The sequence below is a fragment of the Streptomyces sp. NP-1717 genome (genome assembly GCF_022695985.1).
In the GTDB taxonomy this organism is placed as follows: Bacteria; Actinomycetota; Actinomycetes; order Streptomycetales; family Streptomycetaceae; genus Streptomyces.
In genome coordinates, this window is record NZ_JAAPBF010000303.1 from 1 (window position 1) to 6,797 (window position 6,797).

The 6,797-nt window shown below is 73.2% G+C and carries 4 protein-coding genes; all 4 read right to left on the minus strand.

Annotation, left to right across the window (positions count from 1 at the left end):
- Nucleotides 1–632, minus strand: a 632-nt coding sequence (locus GXP76_RS32750; RefSeq protein WP_242575255.1) for a response regulator transcription factor, incomplete at its 3' end; no start/stop codon positions are given.
- A complete protein-coding gene (locus GXP76_RS32755; protein ID WP_242575256.1) occupies nt 629–2,974 on the minus strand; it encodes a histidine kinase in 2,346 nt (781 codons plus the stop codon). The genes GXP76_RS32755 and GXP76_RS32750, both read right to left, overlap by 4 nt.
- Nucleotides 2,975–3,145: 171 nt before the next feature.
- Entirely contained in the window at nt 3,146–5,419 is a 2,274-nt protein-coding gene (yicI, locus tag GXP76_RS32760) for an alpha-xylosidase (protein ID WP_242575257.1), read from the minus strand.
- Nucleotides 5,416–6,780: a GH1 family beta-glucosidase gene (locus GXP76_RS32765; RefSeq protein WP_374363462.1), complete on the minus strand. Its 1,365-nt coding sequence runs from the start codon at nt 6,778–6,780 to the stop codon at nt 5,416–5,418. Before GXP76_RS32765 ends, yicI begins: the two co-directional genes overlap by 4 nt.
- Nucleotides 6,781–6,797 lie beyond the last annotated feature (17 nt).

Genomic DNA, 6,797 nt, shown 5'->3' on the forward strand with positions numbered 1-6,797 from the left:
TACGCGAGGATCGTCGCCTGGAGCCGGTCCCGCACCTCCAGCTTGCGGAGCAGCGCGTTGACATGGGACTTGACGGTGCCGACGGTGATGTCGAGTTCGGCGGCGATCTCCGCGTTGTTCAGTCCGGAGGCGACCAGGGTGAGGACGAACCTCTCCCGTGCGGTCAGGCGGTCCAGGGTCCCCCGGCCGGCCTTCGGCCCGACGGGCGGGCCCGCCGCGTAGTGGCCGATGAGCCGGCGGGCCGCGGACGGGGCGAGGACGCTCTCCCCGGCGGCCACGACCCGGATGCCGTTGAGCAGTTCGGCCGCGCGCACGTCCTTGAGCAGGAAGCCGGAGGCGCCCGCGCGCAGCGCCTCGAAGACGTACGCGTCGAGGTCGAAGGTGGTCAGTACGAGGACGCGGGGCGGGTTCTCGCGCGCGGTGAGGATCCGGGTGGCGGCGATGCCGTCGAGCCCCGGCATCCGTACGTCCATCACGATCACGTCAGGCGCGAGCTGTTCGGCGAGGCTCACCGCGGTCGCGCCGTCGCCGGCCTCGCCCACGACGGTCAGGTCGTCCTCGGCGTCGATGACGGCGGCGAAACCCGCCCGGACGACCACCTGGTCGTCGACCACCAGCACAGTCAGGCTCATCGGGATTCCTCGCGGGTCGTGGCGCCGTCGCCGTCGCCCGGGACGGCGGCGCTCCAGGGCAGACTCAGCAGGACCGTGCCCGGCTGTTCCGTGGTCAGGGTGCCGCCGAGGGCGTCGGCGCGTGTCACCAGCCGCTCGTGCGCCGCCGGGCCGGTGGCACCGGACACGCCGGTGGCGGTGAGGGTCAGGACACGGTCCGTCGCGTCGAGTACGAGCACGGCCGGCTCGTCGCCACCGGCCTGGAGGATGGTCTCGGCGGCGCGGTAGGCGGCGATGTCCACCTCCGGCGGGAGCCGTTTCGGGACCCGGTCGGTGAGCCGTACCTCCACCTCGCGGCCGGTGGCCCGGCACTGGCCGACCAGCAGGTCGAGGGCCTGGAGCGTGGGCTGCGGCCGCAGTTCGCCGGCGGGTTGGGCGGTGTGGACGGTTTCGAGCAGGGCGCGCATGGCGGTCAGGGCTTCGCGGGCGCGTTCCGACGTCTCGGCGAGCCGTCCCGCCTCCGCCTCCTCGACCACCTCGGCCGTGCGGGCCAGCACGGTGGTCTCCAGCCCGGCGGTGATACGGCGGCGTTCGGCCCAGGCGTCCCGTACGGCCTCCTCCACCAGGGTCGCGAGCCGGTCCCGGTGCTGCTCCCGGGCCGCCCGGCGGCGCCCGCCGTACCGGATGCCCCACGACCACGCGGCGAGCGGCGGCGCCGTCATGGCGAGCGCGACGGCGGGGAACTGCCAGGCGGGCGTCGTGGCATCACGGGCGAGTACGGCGGCGCTCGCCGCGGCCGTGTGCGCCACGGCGGCGATCACCGGTGGGGCCCAACCGCGCGCCGCCGACGACCTGTTGGCGCCGGCCGCCACGACGGCGAGCCCCGCGCAGGTGGCGATCAGGCTCAGGCCGGGCGGCAGGAGCACCGGTCCCGTGTAGCCGCTCACCTCCATCGCCGCCGGCCAGAGGCCGGCCAGGGCCAGCAGCACACCGAGCGCGATCCGCGGTGCCTGCCGCAGCCACAGCAGCGTGAGCACCTGCGCCGTGGCGAGCAGCGCGAAGAGCGCGCCGGACGAGACGCCGGGCCCGCTGGGCGTCTCGCTCACCCGGACGAGGAAGAAGGGCAGGAACGGCTGGAAGCAGAGCCCCGCGGCGGTGACGAACTGGGCGACCCGGAACTCGCGGGGCACGGACTCCTCGTGCACGGCCCGGTTCCGGCCCGGCAGGACCGCGCGCACCTCCCAACCGCCGTCCGGTGTCGGCCCGCTGGTGAGCGTGCCGCCCGCCTCCCGGGCGCGCCCGCGCAGGGAGTTCTGGCCGCGCCCGCCACCGAGTCCCTTGACGGGTCCGTCATCCCGCGGGCCGGCGGAGGCCGTGCCCGCTGTCGGCGCGTTCGGTGGCGCGTTGCGCACCACGACTTCCGTGTGCGAGTCGCCGTGGTCGCATCGCACGGTGGTGGCGGCGCCGGGGGCGTGGCGGACGACGTTGGTCAGTGCCTCGCGAACGATGCCGTACGTGGCGTCGCCGACGGAACCGTCCGGCAGCCCCCCGGTCTCACAGGTCACCGGCAGCCCGAGGGCGTGGAAGCCCGCGACGAGTTCGCGCAGTCGCTCCCGCGCGGGCAGGTCGCCCGGTGAGGGCGCCGGGGCCCGTACGGCGCTCAGTGCCCGGGTCACCTCGCGGCCGGTCTCGGCGGCGAACTCCACCGCCTTGTCGGCCAGTTCGGGCCGGCGCTCGCGCAGCCCCAGCGCCGCCTCGACCGTCACGACCACCGCTGTGAGGTGGTGGGCGCTGACGTCGTGCAACTCCCTCTCCATACGGCGCTGTTCCGCCGCCGGGAGGCGGTGCCGCTCGCCCTCAGCCCGGTGCAGTCGCCGTTCGGCGGCGCCGCGTTCGGTCCGGCGCCGCCGCGCGAACAGCCCGGTGCCGGTGGCGGTCGCGTAGAGCAGGGCGGTCAGGACGAGGTCGAGGCCCTGGCCGCCGTACAGCCCGTGCAGGCTGATGCCGTACGTGAGCTGCCAGACGGAGAGCGTGGCGACGCACAGCAGCGCGGTGGTGGTGTCCCGTTCGGCGGCCACCGTGAACAGGGCCAGCGCGACTCCCGCCGTACCGAGCACCGCCATGGCGCCGGTCGGCAGCGCCCCCGTCCCGATCGCGCAGACGACGGCGACCAGGACGAGGACGGGCACCGGACGCGTGCGGCGGACGGCGAGCGCGACGGCGGACAGACCTCCCGCCAGCGCGACGGCGAGGAGATCCGCGGCCTCCGGTGCGGCGCCACGCGCCAGCGTGTACCCGGGCCACACCGCGGCCTGGACACCGAGCAGCAGGACCGGGAGAAACCGGTCGTCAGTTCGTTCCATGATGTGTCCCACGCTACGGTCCCCCGTGGGACGCGGACATCACCCCAGCGAGCGATCGGCGTCTCTGTCCGCGGATAGAGACGGCTCCCCCGGCGTCCACCTCGCACCTGCCCGCCGGCGCCCGCGGACCCAGGTCCCGAAGGTGGGAATCCCCATGCGGTCAGGTCTTGTTCAGCCGATCCGTGTCGTCAGTGACTCCGTCCCGGGATGGGCGGTGAGCGGTGTGCCCCCGGCCGGCTGGACGTGCCAGGTGCCCGTGGCGCCTTCGGCGCGCACCGTCAGGTCGTCGCCGTCGCGCCGGGTGTGGAAGACCACCGCGGTCGTGCCGTCGGGGGCGGGGATCCGCGTGGTCACCTCCGCTCCGTCCGCCGGTTCGTGGACCCGCAGGGTGACTCCGTCCGCCCAGTCGTAGACCGCGCCGTCGCCGCTCGCCCCGAAGGGGACGACGGAGCCCGGCCGGGCGAACAGGGGCAGGCTGTCGAAACCGTACGTCTCGCGCCGCCAGAGCGGGCCGCGTACCCGTTCGCCGGTGAGGACGTGGGTCCAGACGCCTTCGGGCAGGTAGTACTCCACCGTGCCGTCCTCGCTGAACACCGGCGCCACCAGCAGGTCGCCGCCGAGCATGTACTGCCGGTCCAGGGTGTGGCACGAGGGGTCGCCGGGGAATTCCAGCACCATCGCGCGCATCACCGGCGTGCCGTGCCGGGCCGCCTGCCGGGCCGCCTCGTAGAGGTAGGGCATGAGCCGGTGCTTGAGCCGGGTGAAGTCGCGGGTGACCGTGACGGCTTCCTCGTCGTAGTCCCAGGGCACCCGGTAGGACTTGCTGCCGTGGAGTCTGCTGTGCGAGGAGAGCAGGCCGAACTGTGCCCAGCGCTTGAACACGGCCGGTGTCGGCGTCCCTTCGAAGCCCCCGATGTCGTGGCTCCAGAAGCCGAACCCGGACAGCCCGAGGGACAGTCCGCCGCGCAGCGACTCGGCCATCGCGCCGAAGGTGGACTCGCAGTCGCCGCCCCAGTGCACGGGGAACTGCTGTCCGCCCGCCGTGGCGGAGCGGGCGAAGAGGACGGCCTCGTTCTCGCCGCGTTCCTGGTTGAGCACCTGGAAGACGGTCTCGTTGTAGAGCTGTGTGTAGTAGTTGTGCATCAGCTCCGCGTCCGAGCCGTCGTGCCAGACCACATCGGTCGGAACGCGCTCGCCGAAGTCCGTCTTGAAGCAGTCCACGCCCTGCCGGGTGAGCGCGCGCAGCTTGTCCGCGTACCACTGCCTGGCGCCGGGGTGGGTGAAGTCCACCAGCCCCATGCCGGCCTGCCACAGGTCCCACTGCCAGACGCCGCCGTCGGCCCGGCGCACCAGGAATCCGCGCTCGCGCGCCTCCTCGAACAGCGGGGACTTCTGCGCGATGTACGGGTTGATCCACACCGAGACGCGCAGCCCCCGCTCCCTCAGCCGGCGCAGCATGCCCTCCGGGTCGGGGAACACCTCGGGGTCCCAGGTGAAGTCGCACCACTGGTACTGGCGCATCCAGAAGCAGTCGAAGTGGAACACCCCGAGGGGGATGTCACGTTCGGCCATGCCGCTGACGAACCGGTTCACCGTCTCCTCGTCGTAGGAGGTGGTGAAGGACGTCGACAGCCACAGTCCCAGCGACCAGGCCGGGGGCAGCGCGGGGCGGCCGGTGAGCGCGGTGTAGCGGTCGAGTATCTCCTTGGGCGTCGGTCCGTGGATGACGAAGTACTCGACCGACTGGCCGGGGACGCTGAACTGGACCCGGCCGACGGACTCCGAGCCGATCTCGTAGCTGACCCGGCCGGTGTGGTTGACGAAGACGCCGTAGCCGCGGTTGGTGAGATGGAACGGGACGTTCTTGTACGCCTGTTCGCTGGCGGTGCCGCCGTCGGCCTGCCAGATGTCGACCGTCTGGCCGTTCTTGACGAACGGTGTGAAGCGCTCGCCGAGGCCGTAGACCAGTTCGCCCACGTCCAGGGCGAGTTGGCCCACCGAGTGGTGCTCCCCGTCGGCGGTGGTGGCGAAGCCCGTACCGCGCTGGCCCGCCGAGGTCAGCGGCCGGCCGTCGGCGCGGAAGTCGAGTCGCCACGGCGCGTCGGTGTCCACGCGCAGGGACAGCGCGCCGCTGGTCAGCTCCACGGCCGGGCCGTCGCGGGTGATCTCGGGGGTGTGGTCGGGGGCGGAGTTCACCGTGAAGTGGGGGCCCCGGTCCACACCGCCCGTGTGGTGGCTGGAGCGTACGCCGATCACCCCTTCGGCGGGTGACCAGCATTCGACGGTCAGCAGGGGGCTGTTGAGGGTGTGGCCCCTGTTCTCGACATGCCGGACGGGGGCGTAGAGGGTGAGGCGGTCGTCCTCGACGCGGGTCTCGGCGACCTCGGTTGCGTACGACGCGCTGACGCCGTCGCGCATGAGCCAGTAGCCGTCGGTGAACTTCATCGGTGGTGCAGCTCCTGACCGGTGGTTCGGGTGGCGGAGTGGGTGCGGCCCCGGTCGCCTGCGCGGTCGCGGTCGCGGTGGGCGGCGATCAGCTCCCGGTACCAGCGGTAGCTGTCCTTCGGGACGCGTTCCAGGGTGTCGTAGTCGACCCGGACGATGCCGAAGCGCTTGCTGTAGCCGCGGGCCCACTCGAAGTTGTCCAGCAGCGACCAGACGTAGTAGCCGCGTACGTCCACGCCCTGGTCCATGGCGTCGGCGAGCGCCGCGAGGTGGTCGCGCAGGTAGGCCACCCGGTCGCTGTCGTGGATCTCGCCGTCGGCGTCCACCCGGTCGTCCTCGGACGAGCCGTTCTCGGTGATCAGCAAGGGCGGCAGGGCCGGGTAGCGCCGCCGCAGTCCGACCAGGAGATCGGTGAAGGCGTGCGGGACCACGGGCCAGCCCATCGTGGTACGGCGTACGTCCTGGCGCCACGACTCCTCGGCGCGGATGTCCACGGCGCTGCGGGTGGCCGGGTCCGGGTCCCGGTGGGGCGCGGCGGAGACGGTGATCGGCCGGTAGTAGTTGACGCCGATGAAGTCCAGCGGCGCCCCGACGAGGTCCAGGTCGCCGTCCAGCCGGTACGCCCCGTCCGCGAGTTCGCCCCAGGTCAGTGCCTCGTGCGCGGGGTAGCGGCCCGCCAGCAGGGGCTCCAGCCAGACGTCGTTGTGCATCGTCTCCGCGCGCCGCACCGCCGCCAGGTCGGCCTCGCTGTCGGTGGCGGGCAGCAGGACGTCGGGGTTGAGCGTGATGCCGATGTCCGTGGCGCCGCTGCCGCGCAGGGCGCGGACGGCGAGCCCGTGGCCCACCAGCAGATGGTGCGCGGCGGCGAGCGCGCCGCGGCCCTCCCGGGCGCCGGGGGCGTGGGCGCCGGCGCCGTAACCGACGAAGGCACTGCAGTACGGCTCGTTGAGGGTGATCCAGCGGTCCACCCGGTCGCCGAGCCGCTCGGCGGCGATCCGGGTGTACTCGGCGAAGCGTTCGGCGGTGTCGCGGACCCGCCAGCCGCCCCGGTCCTCCAGCGCCTGCGGCAGATCCCAGTGGTAGAGGGTCGCCGCGGGCGAGATACCGGCCGCGAGGAGTTCGTCCACCAGCCGGTCGTAGAAGTCGAGCCCTTCGGGGTTGCCGGGGCCCGCGCCGCCGGGCTGGACACGGGGCCAGGAGATCGAGAACCGGTAGGTGTCGACGCCCAGTCCGCGCAGCAGCGCGACGTCCTCGCGGTAGCGGTGGTAGTGGTCGCAGGCGATGTCGCCGGTGGCGCCGTCGGCGACACGGCCGGGTTCACGGCAGTAGGTGTCCCAGATGGACGGGGTGCGTCCGCCCACGTCGTGGGCGCCCTCGA

Excerpts from the sequence above, each read along its gene's own strand:
- yicI (WP_242575257.1), bottom strand. The coding sequence starts at position 5,419 with ATGAAGTTCACCGACGGCTACTGGCTCATGCGCGACGGCGTCAGCGCG.
- GXP76_RS32755 (WP_242575256.1), bottom strand. The coding sequence starts at position 2,974 with ATGGAACGAACTGACGACCGGTTTCTCCCGGTCCTGCTGCTCGGTGTC.